This window comes from Microcoleus sp. w2-18bC1, assembly GCF_036700365.1.
GTDB lineage: Bacteria > Cyanobacteriota > Cyanobacteriia > Cyanobacteriales > Microcoleaceae > Microcoleus.
In genome coordinates this window covers 1-1,092 of sequence record NZ_JAUBOS010000168.1, presented here as the reverse complement: position 1 = coordinate 1,092, position 1,092 = coordinate 1, and the positions used below count along the sequence as shown (strand labels likewise).

General features: G+C 37.1%; 1 protein-coding gene. It reads left to right on the top strand.

Going from position 1 to position 1,092, the window contains the following annotated elements:
* Positions 1-77 precede the first annotated feature (77 nt).
* Entirely contained in the window at positions 78-842 is a 765-nt protein-coding gene (locus tag QT979_RS28880; RefSeq protein WP_333312392.1) for an ISKra4 family transposase, read from the top strand.
* Positions 843-1,092: the final 250 nt, after the last annotated feature.

Here is a 1,092-nt window from a genome sequence, read left to right as displayed (position 1 = left end):
TTTTAAATCACCCTAACCTTCCTTCAGTCTTGTCTTATGGTACTCTGGCTGCTTAAAAACTGTCCGGAGTATTGTTATTGGAAAAATGCTCTTTGAGAATGGCGGCGGTTTTGTCTTTTGAAAAAGCAGCAATTGAAGTGGGAGTTCAGACGGGTATTAAGATAGGTCATTCAGCTTTACACAGGTTAGTAAGCCAGAAAGAGTGGAGCGAACCAATCGCAGAATTATCAATAAAAGAAACTAGCGTTGATGGAGGTAAAGTTCGTGTGAGAGGTCAACAGGGAGAAGGGTCTCAATGGCTTGATTATAAAGCCGTCAGGCTTCATTCCAGTTTTTATGCTGCATATTTTCAAGAGAATGAAAGCTTAATTAATTTTGTAAATAATCAGCCTTTAAGTCCCCTCTTAACCTGTTTGGGAGATGGACATGATCGAATTTGGAATTTAATTAATAAATTTAATCCTCAAGGCAGACGGAGAGAAATCTTAGACTGGTTCCATTTAATGGAAAACTTGCACAAAGTAGGAGGGTCTAATAAACGACTGGAACCAGCTAGAAAATTGTTGTGGGAGGGTCAGGTAAAGGAGACAATTAAGCTATTTGAATCCGCCGGTAGTCGCCAAGCTGCTAATTTTTGTAACTACATAACTAAACATCGTCATCGAATCGTAAATTATCAACTTTTATCCGAAGAAAATATTTGTTCGATTGGGTCAGGGGCCGTTGAATCAACGGTCAAACAGATTGATAGGCGATTAAAAATTTCGGGTGCTCAATGGTCGTTAAAAAATATTAGTCAAATGCTTAAGCTGAGGTGTACTTACTTAAATGAATTATTATAAATAATCTAAAATTATTTAGGTATTTTTGGTCAACTTGTTTAAGTTTATATATTTTGATAAGCGAATTTGATTAAAGTCTCGCTAAATTTTTACATCCTATAATATAGGGATCAGCTAAAATAAAAGGGGAACTGTATCATACTTTTCCCCTTTTACAAAATTGGGATGCTCCCGCCTTCCGGTTCGGGAAAAACTACGCTTTTAACTTTGATTGGCGGACTGAGATCAGGTCAATCGGGAAGTCTCAAAA